General features: G+C 62.8%; 20 protein-coding genes and 1 tRNA gene. 8 read left to right on the top strand and 13 right to left on the bottom strand.

The annotated features are described in order from the left end of the window. From AC066Y_RS24935 to AC066Y_RS24920, 4 genes are all read left to right on the top strand, one after another. On the top strand, positions 1 to 153 hold the full coding sequence (locus tag AC066Y_RS24935) for a hypothetical protein (protein WP_478276183.1): 153 nt from the start codon (positions 1 to 3) through the stop codon (positions 151 to 153). Then, complete coding sequence (locus AC066Y_RS24930) at positions 153 to 1,715, top strand: hypothetical protein (RefSeq protein WP_478276182.1); 1,563 nt, start codon at positions 153 to 155, stop codon at positions 1,713 to 1,715. The genes AC066Y_RS24935 and AC066Y_RS24930 overlap by 1 nt, the downstream gene beginning before the upstream one ends. A gap of 1 nt (position 1,716) precedes the next feature. Further along, on the top strand, positions 1,717 to 2,130 hold the full coding sequence (locus tag AC066Y_RS24925; protein WP_478276181.1) for a hypothetical protein: 414 nt from the start codon (positions 1,717 to 1,719) through the stop codon (positions 2,128 to 2,130). 90 nt (positions 2,131 to 2,220) lie between these two features. Beyond that, positions 2,221 to 3,003, top strand: coding sequence for a hypothetical protein (locus AC066Y_RS24920; RefSeq protein ID WP_478276180.1), 783 nt, complete (start codon positions 2,221 to 2,223; stop codon positions 3,001 to 3,003). Positions 3,004 to 3,627: 624 nt separating this feature from the next. Here the strand turns inward: AC066Y_RS24920 and AC066Y_RS24915 are convergent. The 5 genes from AC066Y_RS24915 to AC066Y_RS24895 form a co-directional block, all read right to left on the bottom strand. Continuing rightward, a complete protein-coding gene (locus AC066Y_RS24915; RefSeq protein WP_478276179.1) occupies positions 3,628 to 4,575 on the bottom strand; it encodes a DNA adenine methylase in 948 nt (315 codons plus the stop codon). Next, entirely contained in the window at positions 4,575 to 5,990 is a 1,416-nt protein-coding gene (locus AC066Y_RS24910) for a hypothetical protein (protein WP_478276178.1), read from the bottom strand. Before AC066Y_RS24910 ends, AC066Y_RS24915 begins: the two co-directional genes overlap by 1 nt. A gap of 232 nt (positions 5,991 to 6,222) precedes the next feature. Next, positions 6,223 to 6,298 (bottom strand) — tRNA-Lys (locus AC066Y_RS24905). A gap of 178 nt (positions 6,299 to 6,476) precedes the next feature. Then, the gene (locus tag AC066Y_RS24900) at positions 6,477 to 9,302 is read right to left on the bottom strand and encodes a glycosyltransferase (protein WP_478276177.1); all 2,826 of its coding nucleotides are present in this window, start codon (positions 9,300 to 9,302) and stop codon (positions 6,477 to 6,479) included. A 191-nt stretch (positions 9,303 to 9,493) separates the two neighbouring features. Next, entirely contained in the window at positions 9,494 to 10,102 is a 609-nt protein-coding gene (locus AC066Y_RS24895) for a beta-1-3, beta-1-6-glucan biosynthesis protein (RefSeq protein WP_478276176.1), read from the bottom strand. A 244-nt stretch (positions 10,103 to 10,346) separates the two neighbouring features. On the opposite strand from AC066Y_RS24895, the gene AC066Y_RS24890 reads away from it, so the two are divergent. Then, positions 10,347 to 11,975, top strand: a complete 1,629-nt coding sequence (locus tag AC066Y_RS24890) for a glycoside hydrolase family 17 protein (protein WP_478276175.1) — start codon at positions 10,347 to 10,349, stop codon at positions 11,973 to 11,975. On the opposite strand, the gene AC066Y_RS24885 is transcribed toward AC066Y_RS24890, so the two are convergent. Further along, positions 11,935 to 12,315, bottom strand: a complete 381-nt coding sequence (locus AC066Y_RS24885) for a hypothetical protein (RefSeq protein WP_018271584.1) — start codon at positions 12,313 to 12,315, stop codon at positions 11,935 to 11,937. The genes AC066Y_RS24890 and AC066Y_RS24885 overlap by 41 nt on opposite strands. Positions 12,316 to 12,410: 95 nt before the next feature. Continuing rightward, positions 12,411 to 13,793, bottom strand: coding sequence for a hypothetical protein (locus AC066Y_RS24880; protein ID WP_478276174.1), 1,383 nt, complete (start codon positions 13,791 to 13,793; stop codon positions 12,411 to 12,413). A gap of 183 nt (positions 13,794 to 13,976) precedes the next feature. Here AC066Y_RS24880 and glmU point away from each other — a divergent pair, with 183 nt between their 5' ends. Then, a complete protein-coding gene (gene glmU / locus AC066Y_RS24875; RefSeq protein WP_478276173.1) occupies positions 13,977 to 15,335 on the top strand; it encodes a bifunctional UDP-N-acetylglucosamine diphosphorylase/glucosamine-1-phosphate N-acetyltransferase GlmU in 1,359 nt (452 codons plus the stop codon). Between the two features lie 178 nt (positions 15,336 to 15,513). Here glmU and AC066Y_RS24870 read toward each other — a convergent pair whose 3' ends face one another. The 3 genes from AC066Y_RS24870 to AC066Y_RS24860 all read right to left on the bottom strand — a co-directional run bounded on the left by AC066Y_RS24870 (position 15,514) and on the right by AC066Y_RS24860 (position 18,430). Then, positions 15,514 to 17,097 (bottom strand): solute symporter family protein, encoded by a 1,584-nt coding sequence (locus AC066Y_RS24870; RefSeq protein WP_478276172.1) that lies wholly within the window; start codon positions 17,095 to 17,097, stop codon positions 15,514 to 15,516. Positions 17,098 to 17,111: 14 nt separating this feature from the next. Next, complete coding sequence (locus AC066Y_RS24865; RefSeq protein WP_478276171.1) at positions 17,112 to 17,402, bottom strand: DUF485 domain-containing protein; 291 nt, start codon at positions 17,400 to 17,402, stop codon at positions 17,112 to 17,114. Between the two features lie 77 nt (positions 17,403 to 17,479). Next, the gene (locus AC066Y_RS24860; protein WP_478276170.1) at positions 17,480 to 18,430 is read right to left on the bottom strand and encodes a LysR family transcriptional regulator; all 951 of its coding nucleotides are present in this window, start codon (positions 18,428 to 18,430) and stop codon (positions 17,480 to 17,482) included. A gap of 161 nt (positions 18,431 to 18,591) precedes the next feature. Between AC066Y_RS24860 and AC066Y_RS24855 the strand changes: the two genes are divergently transcribed. Both AC066Y_RS24855 and AC066Y_RS24850 read left to right on the top strand, forming a co-directional pair. After that, positions 18,592 to 19,656, top strand: a complete 1,065-nt coding sequence (locus tag AC066Y_RS24855; RefSeq protein WP_478276169.1) for a carbon-nitrogen hydrolase family protein — start codon at positions 18,592 to 18,594, stop codon at positions 19,654 to 19,656. A 141-nt stretch (positions 19,657 to 19,797) separates the two neighbouring features. Continuing rightward, positions 19,798 to 20,592, top strand: coding sequence for an adenylate/guanylate cyclase domain-containing protein (locus AC066Y_RS24850; protein WP_478276168.1), 795 nt, complete (start codon positions 19,798 to 19,800; stop codon positions 20,590 to 20,592). A 143-nt stretch (positions 20,593 to 20,735) separates the two neighbouring features. Here AC066Y_RS24850 and AC066Y_RS24845 read toward each other — a convergent pair whose 3' ends face one another. The 3 genes from AC066Y_RS24845 to AC066Y_RS24835 all read right to left on the bottom strand — a co-directional run bounded on the left by AC066Y_RS24845 (position 20,736) and on the right by AC066Y_RS24835 (position 22,949). Continuing rightward, entirely contained in the window at positions 20,736 to 20,990 is a 255-nt protein-coding gene (locus AC066Y_RS24845) for a hypothetical protein (RefSeq protein ID WP_478276167.1), read from the bottom strand. Between the two features lie 32 nt (positions 20,991 to 21,022). Further along, entirely contained in the window at positions 21,023 to 21,589 is a 567-nt protein-coding gene (locus AC066Y_RS24840; RefSeq protein ID WP_478276166.1) for a hypothetical protein, read from the bottom strand. A 145-nt stretch (positions 21,590 to 21,734) separates the two neighbouring features. After that, positions 21,735 to 22,949: a sensor domain-containing diguanylate cyclase gene (locus AC066Y_RS24835; protein WP_478276165.1), complete on the bottom strand. Its 1,215-nt coding sequence runs from the start codon at positions 22,947 to 22,949 to the stop codon at positions 21,735 to 21,737. Between the last annotated feature and the right edge of the window lie 103 nt (positions 22,950 to 23,052).

Genomic DNA, 23,052 nt, shown 5'->3' with positions numbered 1-23,052 from the left:
ATGGATGCATCAGCACAAGGCAGCATCATCAGCATGACGTTCACGCTCGATCCCGGCTCAGCATCGGCCACACTCGACCGGGCGATGACCGAGGCCGAGGCGATCCAGCATGACAATGCAGTCGCCATGGCATTCATACTATCGGGGGATTGATGAGCACTCGTCGTCATCGTGAACGCCTTGACGACACTCAGACCACCGCCACACCTCGAAGACCTGTCAAGCTTCCAGCTCCTCCTCAATCACAGCGTTTCACACTGCTGGACGCCGTTCGTGATCCCAAACTGTTCGCAAAGTTCTTCCCTGATCCTGAAAGCTGGATTGCATGGCGCTCGTTCATAGCAGCAGCGTTCGGCTTGCCGATGTCGGACGAGGAACTTGCGATCTATCGCCAATGTACGGGCCGGACTGACCCGCCAACCGAACAGGCCCGTGAGTGTGTTCTCGTTATCGGCAGACGCGGCGGCAAGTCTCGGGTGCTCGCATTGATCGCAGTCTGGCTCGCATGCTTCCACGATTATCGTCAGTATCTCGATGAGGGCGAGCTTGGCGTTGTCCAGGTGCTCGCGGCAGACAAGGATCAAGCCCGCGTCATCCTCCGCTATGTCAAGGGTTTCATCAAGAAAGTCCCGATGCTCTCGCGCAAGATGCAGCGTGAGACGAAATTCGGCCTCGAACTGTCGAACTCCATCTCCATCGAGATCGTCACGGCATCTTTCCGTTCGGTTCGCGGCCGAACCGTCGTGGCAGCGCTGTGTGACGAAATTGCATTCTGGAATGACGAGGGAGCCAACCCTGACGCTGAAGTCGTCAATGCAATCCGGCCCAGCATGGCAACGATCCCCTCGGCAATGCTGTTGCTGGCCTCATCACCATATGCACGTCGTGGCGTGCTGTACGACATGCATCGCCAGTATCACGGCAAGGACGATCCTCGGGTTTTAAGCTGGCAAGCCCCGACCGAGGTCATGAACCCGTCGATTGATCCCGCGTTCCTCGCGGAACAGTATGAGCGTGATCCCGTGTCGGCGTCAGCAGAGTATGGCGCTCAGTTCCGCACGGACGTCGAAGCCTTCATTGCACGCGAGGCCGTTGACGCAGTCACCTCCGATGAACGGGAGCGGCCCTACATAGCGGACTTCAACTACCATGCGTTCGTCGATGCTGCGGGCGGCTCTGGTAGGGACTCGTTCACGCTCGCTATCGGACACGTCGAGAACGGCATTTCGGTTTTGGACGTAGTTAGGGAATTTAAACCGAACTTTAGCCCTCGCAATGTCGTCGAGCAGTACGCGGCTTTGCTCAAATCTTACAGCATCAGCGAAGTGATGGGCGACCGCTACGCTGGCGAATGGCCGCGAGAGCAGTTTCTCGAGCATGGCATCAAATACGAGCCGTCAGCCAAGCCCAAGAGTGCGATCTACGCCGAATTCCTTCCGCTGATGATGTCGAAGAAGTGCGATCTCCTCGACCATCCCAAGCTGATGATCCAGCTATGCGGGCTGGAACGCAAGACTGCTCGATCCGGCAAGGACAGCATCGACCATGCCCCGAACGGACACGATGACGTCTGCAACGCCGTTGCGGGCGTCCTCACGTCGATGGGCGTTCGCAAATATCGGTATGTGGCTGACCTATCATGGGTCGGTGGACCTTCGGGACGCAGCCACGCTGCAGAAAGAATGAGCGGACTTCTAACCACACGAGGACTTTGACATGAATACCCACGACCACGAGATCATCGACCGGAATGGCAAACGCGTCACGCGTGGCAACATCGTCGAAGATGGCGACGTCATGCGCGTTCCAGTTCGGCTGATGGACAACGGCAATCCGGCCTTGCTGGCCGCCATGGCGGACGCACGGACGGCAAAGCGTATCGAGCAGTTCGATGCAGCGCATGTGATGGGCCATCGGCCCGGCTTCGGCGTCATGGATGCCGCGGCGGGCACGGATCGGGATCGTCTCCGCGATCAGCGTAATGCTGCTCTGTCGAATGCCTGGCGTAATCCGTCTCGGATCATCGATCAGCAGCTGCCTCAGTCACACGACGCGAGCCCAGGCACTTTCACGCACGATGAGCTACTGGCTCGTCGTGATCAGCGGCTTGAGGACGCTTGGAAGCAATGAGCAACGAGGCCCGCCACGCTGGCGGGCCTCACTACATAGGAAGGTGACCTAATGTCGAGCCTACCCCCACGAGTACAAGCCAAGCTCGCAATGCTCAAGGATGCTGAGCAGCAAGCTCTAACCATCATGACCTCAAACCAGCGCGCAATCTCCGAGACGCAGAAGGCGCACGATATCAACCCCACGGGCGACAAGGCGGCCGTTCTTGCTCGCGAGATCATTCGGCTCCAAGCGTTGCAGCCGGCTCATCAGGATCGATACAAATCGCTCGCCGACCTCAACGCCAAGGTCGAGCGATATCTGGCGATGCTACCCGCGAATGTCGAGCTTGATGATGCGAAGCCGATCAGGCTAAAGCCGAGATCGGACGAGACAAATTTGCTGGCCGTGCAACGGCTGCGCATCGAGATCATGGGTCTCATTTCGGAGCGTGGTCGCGTCGAGCGCGCGTCCCCGACGACCAAGGAGATGAAGGACTTGGCCGGGTTGTACGTTCAATCGCTGGGCTTGAAGGGAACTCCGCATCTCGTCATCGAGCATGGCAAGTTCGAGATGCATTTCGGACGTGGCGTCATCGGCGAGGGCTTCACGACCCCGGAGGAAGTGCTGGCATGGGTCGATCCCGCGCTCCTGCAGCGTCGGCTTGAAGCAATGATCGACGAGATGCCGAAGCCTGCTCGGCAGATGGATGCTGACGACCGCAAACAGCGTCTCGACGAAATTAAGCGGGAGTTGTTCGACCTAGAGCGGCGCGAGTGCGCGCACATTGATGCGGCCCGAGAAGAAGGCGCCATCATCGAGCACCGGCCGAACACGGACGTGCGGGCTCTGCTCGGGCTCGTGACGTTGCGATCTAGGGCAAACGCGGCATGACGCTTCCCTCCGCGTTTGGCGTCCCTCGCGGAGGGCTTCGCCCGATCGTTCCTCACCGGGATCGCGATCGGCGGCGGACAAGTCAGTGAGTGTCCGTCTCATAGGAACAACCCTGACAGCCTTCGGCCGAGGTTTCTCCCCCGGCGCGGTGGGCAGGCCCGCCGCTCTCATGTCCCCAGCATGGGCGGCGGCGGGCCTTCAACGTTTCCGGTCGTTTCGGTCACGACCGGATGATCGCGGCGCGTGGCCCGCGATCAGGCCCGCCGTCGTCTTGAGTTCGCCTTCCTGCTCGACGACGGCGGGCAAACTTCAACTAATTGTCGTGGTATTCAGCGAGTAGACAATTGGTGGGCAATGACTCGTCTTCAGAGGTCGTTAAGTCGGCACCATCCTCGCGGAGGAACATCAACAGACGTCCAAGCCTTTTTGGGGGCATTGCGGCCGTGACGTAGAAGAGACGTTCATCGTAGTTTTCCGACCGCACCTGAGGCGCGGAAACGCCCGTATCAGAGGTGTTCTTAGCTTTCGGCACTATTGTTACTCCTGCTAGATAAGCAAGGGTACTTTCGCATGTCGTGCTTGCGACTAAAGTGCCTTGTTCCATCGATCCGCGCTAATCACCGATCAAGAAGTTAACAGCCTGCGGTTCTTGGAAGGCCGGCGAACGGTCGCCTTTGATCGTAGGGGTCTAGCTGGTGGCTTCTTGCGAGTGGTTCTCCTCGCGTGGTGCGACGTAAATCCTTGGACCTGCGGGGCGCTAAGCGCATCGCTGATAAATATGACTTCCGCGCCAGTCGACTTTTCGCCAGCGCTATAGTTCAACAGGTACGTGATTGGCGAGAACGTGGAATATGCTGTCCTGATTTCTGGGACGTCATCATACGACACGACCCATTTGCACTTTCGCCGACGCTTCAGCTCTGCCGCTATTTCTAGATGATCCTCAGGGCGATAGAAGTTTTTGTAAAGCTTGTGACCCTTGATGAAATAGGGAGGGTCCAGATAGACGAATGAATTTTCTCGGCCTACGGTCTCTTTGATAAAATCAATCGCGTCAAAATTCGTTACTTTGATCTGACTGGCGTATCTCGATAGGGCCTTTAAATTGTCAATCTGCTTGTCTTTGACGAGTCGGACATCGACCTTCCAGTTGCCCTTCTGCTCGTATCCGCCAATTGGTCCAGCGCCCTCGATGATGCCGGAACGATTTGTGCGGTTGAGGAAGTAGGCTGAGAAGCCAAGCTTCAGCTTGTTATCAAAGTCGCCATTCTCCCAAATTTCCTGCTGTCGATGCCATTGGTCGATATCGACCGGCGTTTTCTCAATCAGCCGACAGAATTTCTCCGTATCGAAAAGGGCGGAGACCCAAAAGGCATAGATTGATTGATCGATATCGTTGATCGAGATCCGATCCACAAAGCCGTTCGCTAGAAGTTGGATGGCGAGGCCAGCGCCTCCGGCATAAGGTTCGCAATATTCTGTCCCGAACAGCCTGTTCTCGCGAATGAGCTCGGCAAAATACGGAAACAGCTTCGCCTTTCCGCCGGGGTAGCGCAGGGGAGAGGTGATCATCACACGTGCTTCTTCACAAACTGGTCGATGGTATTGCGCGCCTGCATGACGCGCGTTTCGTGCGGGATCAGATTTCCGTGCGCACCAAGGTTTAGGAACGAGAGATGATCTTTCTTGAATTCGCTTAATACTTTCTTGTCCGTGTTCGGCAGGTTGACGGATTGCGTTGCGCAGATGTTTAGGCAACCCTCTAGATCGAGTGTTTTTCCCGCCGTATTGGCCTTTTGATCCTCGATGATGTGCTTGAGGATCGCCTCGACAATATTACGTAGCAGGAACGTTGCTGCGGCCGGAAACTTGCTGCACTTGATGTCCTTCGCTTCCTTCATCAGTTGCTTGAGAAGGCCGTTGTTCATCGTGACGGGGTAGGAGAACAACGCTCCGGGCTTGACCGGTCCGCTGCCGCCAGTAGTCGTTCCCCCGGTGGATGATCCTCCGGACGACGTCGTTCCGCCTGAACCTCCGCCTCCGCCGCCTCCGCCGCTACCAGTGCCGCTCGTCGTCGCGCCCTTCTTCGTCGCGCCTCCCTTGCTCGTGGAGGCCGCTGTTCCATAGTCAGCGAAGACGTCGTCATAGCTGGCTGTCGCGCCAAACCCCTTGACCGGGTTTATGACAAGCTTGTGGATCAGGTGTTTGAGCTTCTTGTCGGGTTCCTTGCCCGTTACGACTTTCAAATTGACCATGTCATAGCTGATGCCCATCTTCTCCTTGTGACCTTTGGTCTGGAGAAAACGGACCGGCGGATTGAACGGCAGGTTCGGTTTCAGCAGGATGTCTTTTTCAGTGTGAGTCCAATGGAGCCCTAGCACCTTGCGATAAAGCTGGTACTCGATGATTAGGTCCTTGATCTCGCCTTGCGTGACGTCGAAGAGCTTGGCGAGTTTGGGAAGGCTGATGCCGCCTTTCCAGTCGTCGTATACGGCCTTGCGGCTCCCTAAGTATCCCCACTTGGATTTGTCGCCCGTTCCGAAGTGCGCGCTAGCCATGATCGGCATCAACGCATCACGATCAGGCGCTATGCTGCACTCGACGTTGAGCAGGTGTTTTTTGAGCGTCTCGGAAATATGGGGAACGGTGCCGGCATGATCCTTCGGCGGGCTGACTAACCCAGCCAGTAATTTGTACGCGGCAATGCGCGTGTTACCCTCAATTACGATATAGCCCGAGCCCTTCTTCACCACGTAGGGCCGCTCGGCTCCGATGTTCTTGCCCTCGGATGCAATCTTCTTGATGAACGCTTCTAAATCTTCGTTCTCATAGAGATAGGCAATGATTTCGCTCTGGCTCGACAGGGTCGTCTGAGTGACGATGCGAGGGTTGCGTTCATCCAGCGAAATATCTTTGAGTGGAATACTCTCGTATTTGAAACCAGCGAACATCGCCTTGCCCCAATTCGTGACGCGAAGATGAAGCACGAAGCCGACGGCCGCATCAACTGCTGGTAGTTTCAGTCCACAGTCTACGACTAGCCAAATAGGCTGATATGCGGGCGGACTATTTCGCGCTTGCGCGTGACGCAATCGACTCGGTCAACGTCCGCGTGGGGAACGTCCTGATGGGAAATGCACATGGGACGAGACCTAGCCTAGACCTAGCCTTGGTGGGATCGTCTCTTGGGTTAAAAATCAGCTAAACTATTGATTTTATTGGTGAGCGCGGAGGGACTCGAACCCTCGACCCCATGATTAAAAGTCACGTGCTCTACCGCCTGAGCTACGCGCTCACTCACCTGAACATCGGCTCCGGACGCAGGCTTTTAACCGCTCCGGATCATGCTCCAGCCCGCGCTGTGTAGGGGGCAGGGCCCATCGGGTCAATAGCCGAAGGGCGGTCAATTGGGCACCGGCGCGCTGGATTTGCCGTTCCTGCGCCTGTGGTTAGGACCGTTTCTTGAAGTCGGCTCAGCTGTCGTGGCGGATTTCCGAGCCGACCGGCTGCGACGGGGCGACCGAGGGCAGGCTGACCGGGCGGAGCCCGATCAGTTCCGCGGTCCGGATCGCGCTGTTGCGCCAGAATGCGAACTCGTTGATCCGCGAATTCTCCAGGATCGCGATGGAAACCGCCGCGAGGAATGGCAGGCTTTGCAGCACCAGCACTCCGGCGAAGATGTAGATCTCGCGCACCTGCTTGTAGCCGTTGGTGACGACCAGCACGATGGCGCCGACCAGCAGCAGCACGCCGATCACGGCTTCCCAGAACGCCTGGAATTCGATCGACATCCGCGACAGGCCGCCCTTCGAGGTGCGGGCGAAGGCGAGATGCTCGGTGATCAGGCCCTGCGCCACCGCGCGCGACACCGTCCATTGCACGCTCATCGCCGCGATCATGGCCCCGAGCATCTGGCCGGCCTTGATGTTCACCCGCAGCCGGTAGAGCGCGACGAAATGCACCAGCGAGACGATGAAGGAGGCCATGATCGGCAGCGTCAGGATCTTGTCGGGGATCGCGATGTCGGCGAAGGCGACGATCGGGACCCAAATCAGATTGAGGATCGCGACCACGACGCCAAGGCTTTCAGCCCCTAACCAGTTGAGCCAGCCCAGCGAGAATTCGCGGCGCTGGTCCGGCGTCAGCCGGCTCGCGCCAGGCAGGAAGCGCCGCCAGTGCTTCTTGACGATCTGGAAGCCGCCATAGGCCCAGCGGTGGCGCTGCTTCTTGAAGGCCTCGTAGGTGTCGGGCAGCAGGCCTTCGCCGTAACGCACATTGGTGTAGTGGGTGAGCCAGCCCTGCTGTTGGATCGAGAGGCCTAGATCGGTGTCCTCGCAGATCGTGTCGCTGGACCAGCCGCCGGCCTTGTCCATCGCGGCGCGTCGGATCAGGCACATCGTGCCGTGCACGATGATGGCGTTGAACTCGTTGCGCTGGACCATGCCGATGTCGAAGAACCCGGCATATTCGCCGTTCATGATGTAGTGCATCAATGAGCGGTCGCCGTCGCGATGCTCCTGCGGCGCCTGCACGAGGCCGACGCGCGGATCGGCAAACGCCGGCACCAGGTCCTTGAGCCAGTCCGGATGCACGACATAGTCGGCGTCGATGATGCCGATGATCTCGGCGTCCGCCGCGGTCCGCTCCATCGCGATCCGCAGCGCGCCGGCCTTGAAGCCCTGCACCTTCTCGGCATTGATGAACTTGAAGCGCTCGCCGAGCATCCGGCAGTGATCCTGGATCGGCCGCCAGAAGTCGGGATCAGGCGTGTTGTTGATGATGCAGACGCACTCGAAATTCGGATAGTCGAGCCGCGACACTGCATCGAGCGTCTGCTTCAGCATCTCGACCGGTTCGAAATAGGCCGGGATGTGGATCGAGACTTTCGGGAACGTCACATTCTCGCCCATCGTGGCGGGTGCGAGCGGCTCGCTCTTGCCGATCAGCCGGCGGGGGCCGCGGCCGAACGCCACCGCCGCGATCTCCTCGATCCGCGCCATCGCGATCAGGACCAGCGGCACCAGCAGCACGAGGCCAAGGCTGAGCGCAAAGGCCGAACCCCAGACAAAATAGTGCGTGGTCCAGTACGAGAACACGGTCGCAACCCAGGCGCCGACACCGTTGGCCGCGGCCGACAGCAGCAGCGCCTGCATCACGGTCGGCTGGTCCAGCCGCAGGATCGGCAGCGACATGAAGAGGCCGACCAGCACGGCGACCAGCGCGATCTTCCAGTAGTTCAGGTCGGTGACCGGGCCGGTCCAGGAAAACTTCGCCTCGCGGTCGGCATTGAGGATGCCCCAGTAGGGACCGACGCCGCCTTCGAAGAACTTCCAGGGCTGATCGATGGCTTCGACGATGTTGTAGTCCATGCCGATGGCCTCGGCGCGTGCGACGAAGTTGCGCAGCACGGTGGCCTGCTGGAACGGACCGGGCTCGGCGCTGCGCAGATTGTAGCCCTGGCTCGGCCAGCCGAATTCGGCGATCAGGATGCGCTTGCCGGGGAACGAGTCGCGCAGGAGGTTGTAGCGGTCGACCGCCTGGTCCACCGCCTGCTTGTCGGTGAAGTTTTCCCAGTAAGGCAGCACGTGCGCGGCGATGAAGTCGGACGAATTGGCGAGCTGCGGATGGTCGCGCCAGATGTTCCAGATTTCACCGGTCGTCACGGGAACGCTGACCGACTTCTTGACCCGCTGGATCACCTTGATCAGCCGGTGCACGTTGCTTTCGGCGATCGCCCATTTGACGGCTTCGGCCCGCTTGTCCTCGGGCTGCGTTTCCGCGTCGTGCAGGCGCTGCGCCTCCTCGCGGAGGATGCGCTCGGACTCCTCCGGCGGCACCCCGACCTCCGGAACCGAGCCGAGGTTTTCCAGCGGGACCTGCTCGCCGCGGAACACGGTTTCGTTGCCGACCACGATGCCGATGACGTTGCTGTTGCGCTTGGCAAGGTTGATCGCGGCTTCGATCTCGCGATTGTTGCGGTTGGCGTCCTTGTCGATCCAGGCGCCGACCGTGACCTTCATGCCGAACTCGGCGGCGACCGGCGGCACCAGCTCGTTGCCTTCGGTCGACGAATAGAGGCGGACCGCTTTGGTGAGCGTCGAGAGCTTTCTCAGGTCGGTGCGCACCTTCTCGCTGTCGGCGGCAACATCCGCGACGGAGTGGCCGGACTCGAACGGGGCATAGGACAGGCTCGGCAACGTGCCACGGAAATCGGGCGCCGACTGCTTCTCCTGGAAGAGACCCCACAGGGCAGCGTGGGCGGCGGTGACAAGCAACAGGACGGCGACGACGGCGCGCATCGCGGTTAAACCATACGGGGCCTGAGATTGAGGACTAAGCGAACCCGTCCCCTGGGTTCGACCAACATAGCGGCGGAGCGAAAGATATCTCCGCCATACGATTTAACAACTGGTGTGCCGCGATGGCGTTTTAAGGGCGCAAGCCGTTCCAGCCGCGAAAAAATCGCGGCCGGATCCGATCGTGCCATGCGCTATTTCGATGCCGGCGCCGGTGTCGCCGAAGGGGTCGGCGCAGGCGAGGGCGAGGCGGCTGGCGCAGGCGCGGCATTGCCGGCCGTCGACGGCACCGGGGTGGGCGCGGCGGCTGCCGCGGCCTGCGGCTGGGCACCCGGATTGATCCAGCAGGCGTGGATGCGGCCGTCGAGGCTGCCGCGCACCTTGTCGTCGATCTGGGCGCCGAACCGGGTCAGGCAGCGGAAGGCGGCCTGGACGTGGCCACCGGGGCAGCCGAACCGGTCATAGAGGTCGAGATGGCGGAAGGCGGTGTCGAGATCGTCGTTCCACATCAGGCGGACCACGCGGCGCCCGAGCCAGACGCATTCCGGGTTGCCGGCCGGGCCGTTGATGGCCTGCTGGGCCTCGACGAACTCCTCGACCTTGCGCTGGTTCGCCTCTCGCACAGCGTTGGCATTGGCGTCGGGCTGTCCAGGCTGCTGTTTGGCCTGATCAGGCGGATTCGGCGTGCCGCTCTGGGCGAACGCGCCGCCGGCTCCGTTCAAGAGCGCGAGCGCTGTGACGAGGCCCGTTACGGCAAGATGGCGCAAAGCAGTGTTCTTCAACTCAAGCAGCCGTCGACGCATGCATTCCCCGATATGTTCCGGCCCCTGCGGGATCATCCTAACGGCTCGCGTGATGCCGTCCAAATAGGTCTCCAGTGCGGCGGAGACTCTGGCGGAATCCCATGACTGGAATTTGGTATTTTGTCCAGCAAACTCACAACTTTATCGACCCAGCGCAAAACTGTCGCAGGACAACCATGGTAATGACCGATTCCTGGACTTGGCAGACGGGCTGTGACCGGCTAATTCGACGGTCCCCCGGAGGATGGAACCGATTTCGCTTCGTACGCCGCTGGCGCTTCTCCTGATCTCGCTCGCTGTGATTGCATCTGTGTGGTGGTGGCTCGCCACGCCGATTACCCTCGCGCGTGCGCCGATCGATCCTGCCGCAAAGTTGCAATGCGTGTCCTACACGCCGTTCCGCGGTGCCCAGACGCCGCTCGATCCCACCACGCAAATTCCGGCCGAGCAGATCGAGCAGGACCTCGCCGATCTCGCCAAGGTCACCGACTGCGTGCGGACCTATTCGATCGAGAACGGCCTCGACCAGGTCCCCGGCGTAGCGGCCAAGGTCGGGCTGAAGGTGATGCAGGGCATCTGGCTGAGCAGCAACCGCTTCAAGAATTTGCAGCAGATCGCGATCGCGGTCCGGCTCGCCAAGGAATATCCCGGCGTCGTCACCTCGCTGATCGTCGGCAACGAGGTGCTGCTGCGCGGCGAGATGACCGCCGCCGATCTTGCCGGCAACATCCGCGCGGTGAAGGCCGCGGCGGGCAATCTCCCGGTCACCTATGCCGACGTCTGGGAATACTGGGTGAAGAACCGCGAGATCTATGACGCGGTCGATTTCGTCACCATTCACATCCTGCCGTATTGGGAGGACATCCCGGTCAAGGCGAAGTACGCCGCGGCGCATGTCGACGATATCCGCAAGCGGATGGCGGTGACATTCCCCGGCAAGGAGATCCTGATCGGCGAGACCGGCTGGCCGAGCGCGGGGCGGATGCGCGAGGGCGCACTGCCGTCGCGCACCAACCAGGCGCGGGTGGTGTCCGAGATCCTCGACCTCGCCAAGCGCGAGGGTTTTCGGGTCAACCTGATCGAGGCCTATGACCAGCCCTGGAAGCGCAAGCTCGAGGGCACCGTCGGCGGCAATTGGGGCCTGTTCGATGGGGCCAACCGGCAGGTGAAGTACCCGCCCGGCGTTGCGATCAGCAATCATCCCACCTGGAAGCTGCAGATGGCGGGCGGCATGGCGCTGTCCATCGCCACCTTCCTCGCGGCCTGGCTGACGCTGCGCCGCCGGCCCTGGACACCGCGGCCGTCGGCTTGGATCGCGGTCGCGATTTCGGCGACGACGGCGGGGACGCTGCTCGGGATCGCCGGCGACAAGATGTATTACGAGAGCTACGGCGTCGGCGGCTGGCTGCATTGGGGCCTGCTGCTCGCGGCCGCCATTGCCTCGCCCTTGCTGACCGCGCATGCGCTGATCGCCGGGCGCTCGCTGCCGACCTTCCTGGAGCTGGTCGGGCCGCGCAACTATCGCGGCAAGGGCGCGATCGGCGCGTTGCTGGCGATCGTGCTGGTCATCACCACGGTGATCGCAGCCGAGACCGCGCTCGGCTTCGCCTTCGATCCGCGCTACCGCGATTTTCCGTATGCGTCACTCACCATGGCGGTGGTGCCGTTCGCGCTGCTCACCATGTTCAATCGCCCGAAGGAAGGCATCCGGCCGCTCGCGGAATCGGTGTTCGCCGGTCTGTTGGCGATCGCCGCGCTGTTCACGATCTACAACGAGGGCACGATCAACTGGCAGTCGGACTGGACCTGCGTGATGTACCTCTTGCTCGCCGCTACGCTGTGGCGGGCGCGGGCCGCGCAAAACCCAGGATGAACAAGCCGATCGCGAGCCCCGACAGCACGACGTTGTAGAGCACGATCCCGAGCCCGGCTGCGATCAAGCCGACGGTAAGCAGCACGATCGACGGCCGCGTCAGGTTCAGCACCGCGATCACCAGCGCCGTGATTCCGAACACCGAGTTCTTGAACAGCACGGTCGACAGCGCGCGGGCCTTGCAGAGCATGGTCTGCGTGCCGGCGTCGCACGCCAGTGCAACCGGCGAGAATTCGATGGCGAGATAGCGCACGTACAGCGCATAGCCGACGGTGACGAAGCCCACGACCATCAGGAACTGGACCTGATAGGGGGAAAGGCGGAACGGAGGTTTTGTCATCGCGGCACTATGGTCGGGAACGGGGTTTCGGACAAGGCTCGGTCAGAGCAGCGAAATCGGTTGAGAATTTGGCCGCAATCCTTTGCCGGACGTGATTATTGGCTGTTCCGCCGGAACATCGAGGAGATTGTCGTCGGCTCCGGCTTCTTTTCCTCGGCAACCGGCTGCGGCGGTGGCGCGAACGTGCGCCTCGGCGCGGCCCGCCGGTGCGGCAAAGCCGGCCTGGCTCCGGCAGGCGGCTCGTTCAGGGCCAGCCGCTGGCCGTCATAGATCGCCGTCTCGCAGGTCCGCTGGACCAGGCTGAGGCCGGCGCAAATCCTGGCGGCGGTCCCGGCGTCGTTCAGCGGCCCGGCCACCAGGCGCAGCTGCATGCCGAGCCCGTTGCTGTTCTCCTTGATGACGATGATCGGCCGCAGCGCCGCCAGCGGCGCGTTGGCCTTCGACTTCAAGAGGCTGCGCCAGAGCGCGCGCAGTCCGTTGACCGAATTTGCCGTGCCGAGATCGACGCCGAACTCGGTGCGTTGGATCTGCGCCTTCGGCGCATCGTCTTCGACTTCGGAGTCCGGATCCGTTGTGATCACCAGCGGCGGGATCGGCGCGGCGTTCACATCGCTCGAGGCCGGCGGCTTGGGCGCTTCGGTTAGCTTGTTCGGCGCAGGATCGCGCGATGCCATCAGCGGCTTGGCCGCAGCCGGCGTGGCCGTGGACGCTGGCGCGGCCGCCTTGATTTCGTCGGTGCTGGCCGCGGCGGCCGCGGCGCTCATCGGACTGGCAACCGATGGAGCGGAGGCAGAAGCCGGCGGCGAGCTCTCGGGGGCCGACGACTTCTCCGCGGCAACTGGCGGCCTGCTCGCGGCGGCCGTCGGCTTCTTGTCGGACTTCTCGGCCGCTGCGACTGACTTCTCGACCGGCGCCGGCGCCTTGCTCTCGATGGATGCCACCACCTTGTCGATCGCGGCCGGCTTGTCCGATGCGGCAGGCGGCGTCGTTGCGACGGCGGCAACGGCTGGTGCCGCCGCTGCGGGCGCCGAATTGGCTGATGCGGGCGGCGTAGCAGGCGACGCTGCCGGAGTTGGTGGTGGTACCGGAACGGCCGCCACCGGCTGTTTCGCGATCGTGCCGGTCACGGAGTCGAGACCCTGTTCCAGCGTGGTGACGCGCGAATACAGCCGGTCGCGGTCGCCGTTGAGCGTATCGATCGCGGATGCCAGCCGCCGCGTCTCGTTGTGGCTCTCCTTCGCCAGCGTCTGCAGCTGCTGGGCCTGGCGCGCGATATCAGATGCGGCGACCTGGTCGCGCCGCAGCGTCAGCGCCGACTGGTTGGCCATCACGGCGATGGCGACGGCCCCGACCGCAGCCACGCCCCACGAGCCGAGCCGCCACAGCATGCGGCGATCGAAAGCATCCTCCTCGGCCAAAAAGCCGGTGGTGCTTTCGGTGTCGAAATCCGCCGCCAGATTGTCGGGATCTTTGGCCAAAGCCCGCTTGGCCCTCCTCAAGGCCCGCCGAATCACGAGGCAAAGATTAACAGGAAATGGACCGGGAACTTGAATCTGAGGGGTCACGGAGGCGAATCGGTTTCTTCTGCCGGGGAAAACAATTAAAGACGGCCTCAAAGAAAGCGTTGCGCAGCTGGCTGCGCGAACCGTCGAGGATGCTGAATGACTGCGCGTACGAGCCTGACAGTGGTGCTTGCGGCCGGCGAGGGCACGCGGATGCGCTCGTCGCTGCCGAAGGTGTTGCACCCGGTGGCCGGGCAGTCGCTGCTGGCGCATGTGCTCGATGCCGCCGCCTCCGGCGAGGGATCGCAGCTCGCGGTCGTGATCGGTCCCGACCACGAGGCGGTCGCCGCCGAGGCGCGCCGGGTGCGGCCCGATGCGCAGACCTTCGTGCAGCGCGAGCGGCTCGGCACGGCGCACGCGGTGTTGGCGGCGCGCGAGGCGCTCGCCCGCGGCGCCGACGACCTCTTGGTCGCGTTCGGCGACACGCCGCTGATCTCGGCTGGGACCTTTGCGCGGATGCGTGCGCCGCTGCGCGAGGGCGCCGCGCTTGCGGTGCTCGGCTTCCACGCCGCCGACCCGACCGGCTACGGCCGGCTGGTGACCGAGAACGGCAAGCTGATTGCGATCCGCGAGCATGCCGATGCCAGCCCCGAGGAGCGCAAGATCACGCTGAGCAACGCCGGCGTGATGGCGTTCGACGGCAGGAAGGCGCTCGCGATCATCGAGAAGATCGGCAATGCCAACGCCAAGGGCGAATATTATCTGACCGATGCCGTCGGCATCGTCAGGGAATTGGGACTGGAGGCCGTCGTGATCGAAACCAGCGAAGATGAAGTGCGCGGCATCAACACCAAGGCGCAGCTCGCCGAGGCGGAGGCCGTGATGCAGGCGCGGCTGCGCAAGCAGGCGCTCGAGGCCGGCGTGACCCTGATCGCGCCGGACACCATCTATCTCGCCGCCGACACCAAATTCGGCAAGGACGTCGTGATCGAGCCGTTCGTGGTGATCGGACCCGGCGTTTCGATCGACGACGGCGCCGTGATCCATTCCTTCTCGCACATCGTCGAGGCCCGCATCGGCAAGAAGGTGTCGGTCGGTCCCTATGCCCGGCTGCGGCCCGGCACCTCGCTCGGCGACGGCGCACGGATCGGCAATTTCGTCGAGACCAAGGCCGCGACGCTGGAGGCCGGCGTCAAGGTCAACCATCTCTCCTATGTCGGCGACGCCCATGTCGGCGCCAATTCCAATCTCGGCGCCGGCACCATCACCTGCAATTATGACGGCTTCCTCAAGCACAAGACGCTGATCGGCGAGGGCGCCTTCATCGGCACCAACACCTCGCTGGTCGCGCCGGTGACGATCGGCAACGGCGCCTATATCGGCTCGGGCTCCGTCATCACCAAGGACGTCCCCGACGACGCGATGGCGCTCGAGCGCAGCGAACAGTCGATCCGCGAAGGCGGCGCCGCCCGCTATCGCGCGGCGAAGCTGAAGGCGAAGGCCGCGAAGGGGAAGTGAGGACGTCGCGCGACGTTCGCGACTCTGTTTCCGCGGAGAATCGTCGTCCCTGCGAAAGCAGGGACGACACCGAATGTGTAGTGCGGCCGGGGAGTCACACAATCGCGTTCCCGGTCCGAGCAAATCAGCGCTAGGGGCCGTTTGTCCTCATTGAGGGTGGTCGTCCCCGCAGCGCGGTTCAGGCCGCACTCTTCACCTGGCCCTGCGCGCTGGTGTCCGGCTGAACCGGTCCGAGCAGGATGCGCCGCTGCATCTCGTCAAAGGCGAGATTGGCGTTCTTCTCCTGTGTGACCAGCGATAGCAGGATCGCGACCGCGAAGGACAACGGCATGCTGATAATCGCCGGATTGCGCAGCGACACGAACCACCATTGATGCTCGATCGCGGCAAGCGGCTTGCCGAGAATGTCGACCTGGATGGTCGGCGACAGATAGATCAGCACCAGCGAGCTCAGCGTGCCGACGAGGATGCTGGCCACGGCTGCAGGCGTCGTGAAGCGGCGCCAGGTGATGGCGAGCACCAGCGAGGGGAAATTCGCGGCGCAGGCGATCGAGAACGCAAGCCCCGCCATGAAGGCGACGTTCTGGCCCTCGAACGCGATGCCGAGAAAGATGGCGAAGATCGAGATCATGACGGTGGCGACGCGTGCGACCTTGAGCTGCTCGGCCTCCGAAGCGCTGCCGTTGCGGATCACATTGGTCCAGACGTCGTGGCAGAGCGTGGCGACGCCCGACAGCGTCAGCCCGGCGACGACGGCGAGCATGGTCGCGAATGCGACCGCACAGATGAAGCCGAAGAAGGCATTGCCGCCGACCGCGAGCGCGAGCAGGGGCGCTGCCATGTTGCCGCCGCCTCCGGCCTTTGCCACCGCGTCGGCGCCGACCAGCACCATGGCGCCAAAGCCGATGATGAACACCATGAGATGAAAGACGCCGATCAGGCCGGTGGCATAGAGGATCGACAGCCGCGCTGCCTTGGCATCCTTCACCGTATAGGCCCGCATCAGCACATGCGGCATCGCGGCGGTCCCGAACATCAGGCCGAGCCCGAGCGAGATGGCATCCCACTGACCCGAGACCACCTTGTATCCCGGCTGCAGGACCTTGGTGCCGTATTTCTCGGACGCCGCGGCGAACAGCTTGAGCGGGTTCATATCGAAATGGGTCAACACCAGAAAAGCGAGCAGGATGCCGCCGCCCATCAGTAGCGCGGCCTTCACCACCTGCACCCAGGTCGTCGCCAGCATGCCGCCGAACAGCACATAGACCAGCATAACGCTGCCGACCACGACGACCGACCAGGTGTAGGGCAGGCCGAACAGCAGCTTGATCAGCGATCCGGTCGCGACCATCTGGGCGATCAGGTAGAACAGGATGACGGCAAGCGTCCCGACGGCGCCGGCGAGGCGCACCGGGCGCTGGCGCAGCCGATAGGCCACGACGTCGGCAAAGGTAAAGCGGCCGACATTGCGCAGCGGTTCGACGATCAGGAACAGAATGATCGGCCACCCGACCAGCCACCCGATCGAATAGATCATGCCGTCGAAGCCGTTGGAGGTGACGATGCCGGCAATTCCGAGCAGCGCGGCGGCGCTCAGGAAGTCACCTGCGAGTGCCCAGCCGTTCTGCCACGGCGTGACCTGGCCGCCGGCGGCGAAGAAGTGTTCAGTGGTGCGCGTGCGCCGCGCGGCCCAATAGGTGATCGCCAGCGTCAACGCCATGAAGGCGAAGAAGAATCCGATCGAAAGCGTGTTGCTGCCCATCTTGCTCTGCTCCTTCAGCGAAGATCGCGGATGCCGGCATCGAACACCCGGTTCGCCCACAGCACGTAGACCAGGCAGAGCGCGAAGGAGGAGACGATGACGAGCGGGCCGAGCACAATGCAGAGCGACAGGCCGGGCACCAGGATGGTGCCGAGCAGCGGCTTGTCGAACGCGAACAGCCCCATGAAGCCGAAATAGATCACGATCATCGCGGAACTGAGCACGAGCGCGACGATCAGCCGCTTTCTGGCCAAGGCGCTGACACTCGATGCCGGATCGGTATTGCCCGGAATAACCACGTTCATGTTTGCCCCTCAAACCTTCAGCGCGCGCGACCTTGCGCCAATCGGACGAGCTTCAGCCGGGCTCCGATGGAAGGGAACTATGGATTTTTGCAATCTGCCGTGCGCGGCTGCGGCAGGGCATCGGCCAGCGTGACCTGCATGTCGGGGTCCTGCTTCAGGGTATTTTTCAGAAACGCGCGGACGGCGCGGATGCGCGGGGCAAATTGCAGGTCGCTGTGGACGTTGAGCCAGACCTCGCGAAAGGTGCCGGCGAGGGCGGGCAGCACCGGTATCAGGTCGGGCCGGTCGTTGGTGGCAAAGCTCGGCAGCATGACGATGCCGAGGCCGCCCGCCGCGGCATTCATCTGTGCGATCATGCTGTTGGAGTGGAAGGCGATCTTCGGCTCCTCGATGACGTCGGCAAGCCAGCGCACCGAATCGACCTGGATCAGGTCCGCGATATAGGAGACGAACCAATGATCGGCGAGGTCGCGAAGGCTTGCAGGCATGCCGTGATTGTCGAGATAGCTCTGGCTCGCGAATAGCCCGAGCCGAAACTTGCCGATGCGCTCGGAGATCAGGCCCGGACCGGGTGGCCGGAAGAAGGACACGAACAGATCGGCTTCGCGCTTGTGCACATAGACCGTCTGCGCGGATGTGACGAGTTCGACGGCGAGTTGCGGCGCGGTGCGCCGTAGTTTCGCAAAGCGTTGCGCCAGATAGAGCGAGGCGATCCCCTCCATGGTGGCGAGCCGCACGGTTCCGACCAGTTCCTGAGTGTCGCTGGCGCTCGCCTCCTCGCGAATGGCGATCACCGCGCTCTCGACCCGCTCGGCATGACGCAGCAACCGCTCCCCGACTTCGTTGAGCTTGAGCCCGGTGCGGTGGCGTTCGAACACGGCAATCCCCAGGGAAGCTTCCATCTGGGCGATCCGCCGGCTCACGGTGGAATGATCCAGCCGCAGCCGTTTCGCTGTCTGGCTCAAATTTCCGGCGCGAGCGGCACAGAGGAAGACCCGCAAATCGTCCCAGTTGATCGTATCGAACATGACCTGCCTCCGGATTTGCGGCCCCTGTCAGCAAAGCAATTCCCGTTCCAACGCGCGGCGGCTCCGATCCTTCGCAACCGACCTTGCGACAATTCCCATGCATGCCGGGAAGGCCGTGATGATACCGCTTCGCCTCCCTAGTCCCAGCCCGGATTTTCGTCATGCTTCCTCGTTTCAAGGCTGCTGCCGTCCACGCCGCGCCCGTCTTCCTCGACAGCCGGGCGACCACCGAAAAGGCGATCGCCATCATGCGCGAGGCAGCCAGGGCCGGCGCCGAGCTGATCGCGTTTCCTGAAACCTACATTCCCGCCTTTCCGGTCTGGGCAGCGCTCTGGCCTCCGATCGACAATCACGATCTGTTCGTGCGGATGGCGGAGCAGTCCGTGCTGGTGGACGGACCAGAAGTGGCGCGGCTGTGCGCCGAGGCGCGCGGCCTCGGCGTCACCGTCTCGATCGGCATCAGCGAGCGCTCGGCCGTCAGCGTTGGCGGGCTATGGAACTCGAACCTGTTGATCGGCGAGACTGGCGAAATTCTGGTGCATCACCGCAAGCTGGTTCCGACCTTCTATGAGAAGCTGGTGTGGTCGTCGGGGGACGGTGCGGGCCTCAAGGTCGCGGAGACACGGCAGGGCCGGATCGGTGGGTTGATCTGTGGCGAGAACACCAATCCGTTGGCCCGCTTCGCACTGATGGCGCAGGGTGAACAGGTGCACATCTCGAGCTGGCCGCCGATGTGGCCCACAAGGCGCCCGGCAGGCGGCGGCAATTTCGACAACGTCGCCGCCAACCGCATCCGGGCCAGCGCCCACTGCTTCGAAGCCAAGGCATTCGGCATCGTCACCGCCGGCTACATGGACCAGCCGATGCGGGCCTTCCTCATTGAACGCGACAGAACCATCGCCGACGTGATCGACCAGACGCCACGCGCGGCGAGCTTTTTCGTCGATCCGACGGGTGGTGTCTTTGGCGATGAATTGCAGGACCAGGAAGGGATCGCCTACGCTGAGATCGATCTCAATCGCTGCGTCGAACCGAAACAGTTTCACGACGTGGTCGGCTACTACAACCGCTTCGACATCTTTGGCATCACGGTCGACCGCAGCCGGCTAACTCCGGCACGATTTCGCGATGAAGAACTGCCGATAGCGAAAGCGCAGGACGAGACAATTCTGTCCGTCGACGCTGACGCCGTATCGAATGGGCAGAGGCGCGAATACCGGAGCTGACTAAAAGCTGGATCTCGGACATCGAAGAGCCCGGCGCTTTTGATCGGTGCGGAAACGAGCACCGTTGCCAATGCGGGAATGTATGGCTACGCTTTAGCCCAAGGTTAGCCCCCAAGCGCTCGTTCGATCGGCCGGACGCTCATGCCCAAATTCCTTCGCATCGGAGTCCATCAGTCGAACGTGTCCGGATACACGTCGAAGGCATGGTGCATTCGACGGTCTGGCTCGACGGTCTTCCTGAAATGGGGCGCCGTGGAGGTTCAGGGCGCTGGAGCCGGGCGAAAGGTCTGCTGGTCGTTTCCACCGCAGGAAAAAACCATTCGCTGCCGCACGGTGCAGCGTGCCCAGGAGTATACGAAGGCGGCCGTCGCGCGGCGGCGCAGCCATAGCTATGAACCGCTGACGGGAAATATTGCGAACCGGCGTCGCACCGCCGATCGAGGCTCGGAGCTCAAGCAGGCGCTTGCCACGATCCTCTTTGTCGACATCGTCCGATCCACCGAAAAGGCCGCGCGGCTGGGCGATGCGCGCTGGGCGACGGTGATGAATCACTATTACGCCGCCGTTCGCAGGGAGCTGAAGGCCTTGCGCGGCAAGGAGGTCGTGACGACCGGCGACGGTGTGCTGGCGACGTTCCGCGCGCCGGCGGCCGGGATCAGTTGCGCGACCGCGATCGTCAAGGCCGTGCGCACGCTGGGGCTGGAGATCAGGGTGGGACTGCACGCCGGCGAATACAAGGTGAGCGGCGCGGAGGTCATCGGTCTCGCGTTTCACATCGGTGCGCGCGTCGCCGCCAAGGCACGTGCCGGCGAGGTGCTGGTCTCGAGCGCGGTCAAGGATCTGATGCCAGGGTCAGCCATCCAGTTCAAGGATCGCGGCGCGCACCAGCTCAAGGGTGTGCCGGAGCGATGGCGGCTCTACCAGGTCGAACAATAGGTCGTCCTGCAGGAGTGGACGCCGGTGTTGCGATCAACGCCGACCGCCTGTAGCCCGCATGAGCGAAGCGATATGCGGGACCGAAGACCCGGACATCGCGGAGTTCATCCGGGCTACGTGTCATGACGACAGAGAAGGCCCGCCTACCGCGCGCCGAGGATGCGCTGCCACAGCGTGCCGCCGAGCACCTTCCAGCCGAGATAGAAGTACAGCACGATCAGCGCGAACAGCAGCAGCGCGGGGCCGCCGGTCAGGTTGAAGCCGTCCTGCGTGGTCTGGCCGGTGGCGGCGCCGATGGCGTAGCCGCCGCCGAAGAACACGGTGATGAAATCGAGGAAGCCGGCAAGGCCCCGGCGCCAGAACGGTTTTGCGAGGGGCGGTGGCTGTTCGGTCGACATCAAAGATTGCTCTCTGGCCGCAGTTGGTGCTGCTAAAGCACTTGCGTAGGAGAACTAGCACGGATCTCGCTTCCGCGCAGTTTCCGGGCTTTGAACAGTCCCATGATTGCGGGCGGCCCGGCAAAGCCGGCCACCACCAAAACGACGGCCCAGACGCGCGTCAGATCGCTTAATTCGGCCATGCCTGCCGATATGACAAAGCCAGCGGCTGCGGCCACCCATTGCGATGAGGTGAAATCCTGCTCCTTGTCGATCGGCAGAGCCGCCCAAAGTCTCAGCACCCCTGCGCCAACCAAGACCCAACCGCTAGACAGGACCCCCGTGTAAATATACGCCGCTTCGTGACCCTCGAAAGGAAACCAGTTCTTCAACGTGTTTTCGTGGAACGAGAACCAAAGCAATTGGCCGTCCTTAAAGCCAAAAAACAAATTGACCACGCCGATCACCAGCGTGAATAGCCCAAACAGAAAGCCGGACGTTCCGCTCAATTTGGCCGCTCTCGACGCACTCAGATCGGTTGATTGCGTCAATAATCGGCGTCCGCACAGAAACGCCGAGAGAACGATCGCCGCCAATATAATTCTTGATTCCACGCCCATGAATCGCCTTGCGACGCACGTGCCGCCAATCAATTCCGAGCTAGCGGCCTTTCGTCACGCGGCCTTGAACCTATCTCCACCGTGTCGTTGCGGCGAGAAGAATTTCCAATGTGTCGGCAGTCCTGCTGAGAACCCGCGCCGTCGCTCAGGTGAAGGCGACCTCGATCCGGTTGTCGGCCTTCGCGGTGATGCGGCAGGCCCGCGGCAGCGCGTCGGCAGCGATCGCTAGCTTGAACTGATCGGGGATGCCCGAGGTGGACAGCACCTCGATCGTCGCGGTGTCGCGCGACAGGCCGCGCACCGTGCAGTCGATCGTGGAATGGCCGGCGTTGAAGCTGATCTTGCCGGCCTTGAACACGCGCCGTGCGGTCGGCGCTATCGGTGGCGCACGGTCGACCCAGGCCAGCGCCTGGTTGCGGCCTGCCTGTTTGGCGCCGTACATCGCGAGGTCGGCGTTGCGCAGCATGTCGTCGAAGCAGTTGCCGGGCGAGAGCACCGCGCCGCCGAGGCTGCAGGTGACGCTGACCGTGCCGGCCGGCGTCTCGATCCGCGTTGCCGCGACGGCGGCGCGCACCTTCTCGAGCACGACCATCGCCTGGTCGAGCCGGGTGTGCGGCAGCAGGATGCCGAATTCTTCGCCGCCGAGCCGGCCGATCACGTCGGAGCCGCGCAACGCGCAGCGCGCGGCATCCGCGACCGCCGCCAGCACCGTGTCGCCGATGGCGTGCCCATAGGTGTCGTTGACCTGCTTGAAGTGATCGACATCGAGCACGGCGCAGGCAAGCGGACTGAGATGCCGCGCGGCCAGCGCGGTGAGCCGTTCGCCTTCGCCGCGGAAGGCGCGCCGCGACGAGCAGCCGGTGAGGCTGTCCTGCATGCTCAGGTTCCGCAGCATCATCTCGTCGACGGCGATCGCGGCGAGGTCGGTCAGCATGCTGACGGCATCGGCATCGAACTCGCGGGGGCGCGTGTCCATCGCGCACAGGGTCCCGACGATCGCGCCTGAGATCTTGAGCTGCGCGCCGGCATAGAAGCGGATGAATGGCTTGCCGCGCACGAAGATATTGTCGGCGAGGCGTGGGTCGCGCTGCGTGTCGGGAATGATGAGGGGATGCTCCTGCGCGATCGCAAAATTGCACAGCGCAGGTCCGCGCGCGGTCTCGCGATCCGCCATGCCGTCGGAGGCCTTGAACCACTGCCGATGACCGTCGATCAGCGTCAGCGTCGACATCGGCACGCGAAAGATCTTGCGGCACAGCCCGGTCAGGCGATCAAAGGCAAGTTCGCGCGGCGTATCGAGGATGTCGAGTTCCGCCAGGACATCGAGGCGCTGCGTCTCACGGTCGTGCGTGGCTTGCATCGGGGTACCTCCGGGCGGCGGCACCCTCTCCGAAAGGCGTCAATGGTGCGTTGATGTTTGGCACACGTGGTGGTTGCCGGACATGCCAGCTTCACCCGCATGG

The organism is Bradyrhizobium sp. USDA3010 (genome assembly GCF_056429065.1).
Note: the sequence above shows the minus strand (reverse complement) of the source record. Positions and strands in the feature narration are given on the sequence as shown.

What these genes read in the sequence shown, in the direction of transcription:
- AC066Y_RS24935 (WP_478276183.1), top strand. Translation starts at nt 1, where the DNA reads ATGGATGCATCAGCACAAGGCAGCATCATCAGCATGACGTTCACGCTC.
- AC066Y_RS24930 (WP_478276182.1), top strand. Translation starts at nt 153, where the DNA reads ATGAGCACTCGTCGTCATCGTGAACGCCTTGACGACACTCAGACCACC.
- AC066Y_RS24925 (WP_478276181.1), top strand. Translation starts at nt 1,717, where the DNA reads ATGAATACCCACGACCACGAGATCATCGACCGGAATGGCAAACGCGTC.
- AC066Y_RS24920 (WP_478276180.1), top strand. Translation starts at nt 2,221, where the DNA reads ATGCTCAAGGATGCTGAGCAGCAAGCTCTAACCATCATGACCTCAAAC.
- AC066Y_RS24915 (WP_478276179.1), bottom strand. Translation starts at nt 4,575, where the DNA reads ATGATCACCTCTCCCCTGCGCTACCCCGGCGGAAAGGCGAAGCTGTTT.
- AC066Y_RS24900 (WP_478276177.1), bottom strand. Translation starts at nt 9,302, where the DNA reads ATGCGCGCCGTCGTCGCCGTCCTGTTGCTTGTCACCGCCGCCCACGCT.
- AC066Y_RS24895 (WP_478276176.1), bottom strand. Translation starts at nt 10,102, where the DNA reads ATGCGTCGACGGCTGCTTGAGTTGAAGAACACTGCTTTGCGCCATCTT.
- AC066Y_RS24890 (WP_478276175.1), top strand. Translation starts at nt 10,347, where the DNA reads ATGGAACCGATTTCGCTTCGTACGCCGCTGGCGCTTCTCCTGATCTCG.
- AC066Y_RS24885 (WP_018271584.1), bottom strand. Translation starts at nt 12,315, where the DNA reads ATGACAAAACCTCCGTTCCGCCTTTCCCCCTATCAGGTCCAGTTCCTG.
- glmU (WP_478276173.1), top strand. Translation starts at nt 13,977, where the DNA reads ATGACTGCGCGTACGAGCCTGACAGTGGTGCTTGCGGCCGGCGAGGGC.
- AC066Y_RS24870 (WP_478276172.1), bottom strand. Translation starts at nt 17,097, where the DNA reads ATGGGCAGCAACACGCTTTCGATCGGATTCTTCTTCGCCTTCATGGCG.
- AC066Y_RS24865 (WP_478276171.1), bottom strand. Translation starts at nt 17,402, where the DNA reads ATGAACGTGGTTATTCCGGGCAATACCGATCCGGCATCGAGTGTCAGC.
- AC066Y_RS24860 (WP_478276170.1), bottom strand. Translation starts at nt 18,430, where the DNA reads ATGTTCGATACGATCAACTGGGACGATTTGCGGGTCTTCCTCTGTGCC.
- AC066Y_RS24855 (WP_478276169.1), top strand. Translation starts at nt 18,592, where the DNA reads ATGCTTCCTCGTTTCAAGGCTGCTGCCGTCCACGCCGCGCCCGTCTTC.
- AC066Y_RS24850 (WP_478276168.1), top strand. Translation starts at nt 19,798, where the DNA reads ATGCCCAAATTCCTTCGCATCGGAGTCCATCAGTCGAACGTGTCCGGA.
- AC066Y_RS24845 (WP_478276167.1), bottom strand. Translation starts at nt 20,990, where the DNA reads ATGTCGACCGAACAGCCACCGCCCCTCGCAAAACCGTTCTGGCGCCGG.
- AC066Y_RS24840 (WP_478276166.1), bottom strand. Translation starts at nt 21,589, where the DNA reads ATGGGCGTGGAATCAAGAATTATATTGGCGGCGATCGTTCTCTCGGCG.
- AC066Y_RS24835 (WP_478276165.1), bottom strand. Translation starts at nt 22,949, where the DNA reads ATGCAAGCCACGCACGACCGTGAGACGCAGCGCCTCGATGTCCTGGCG.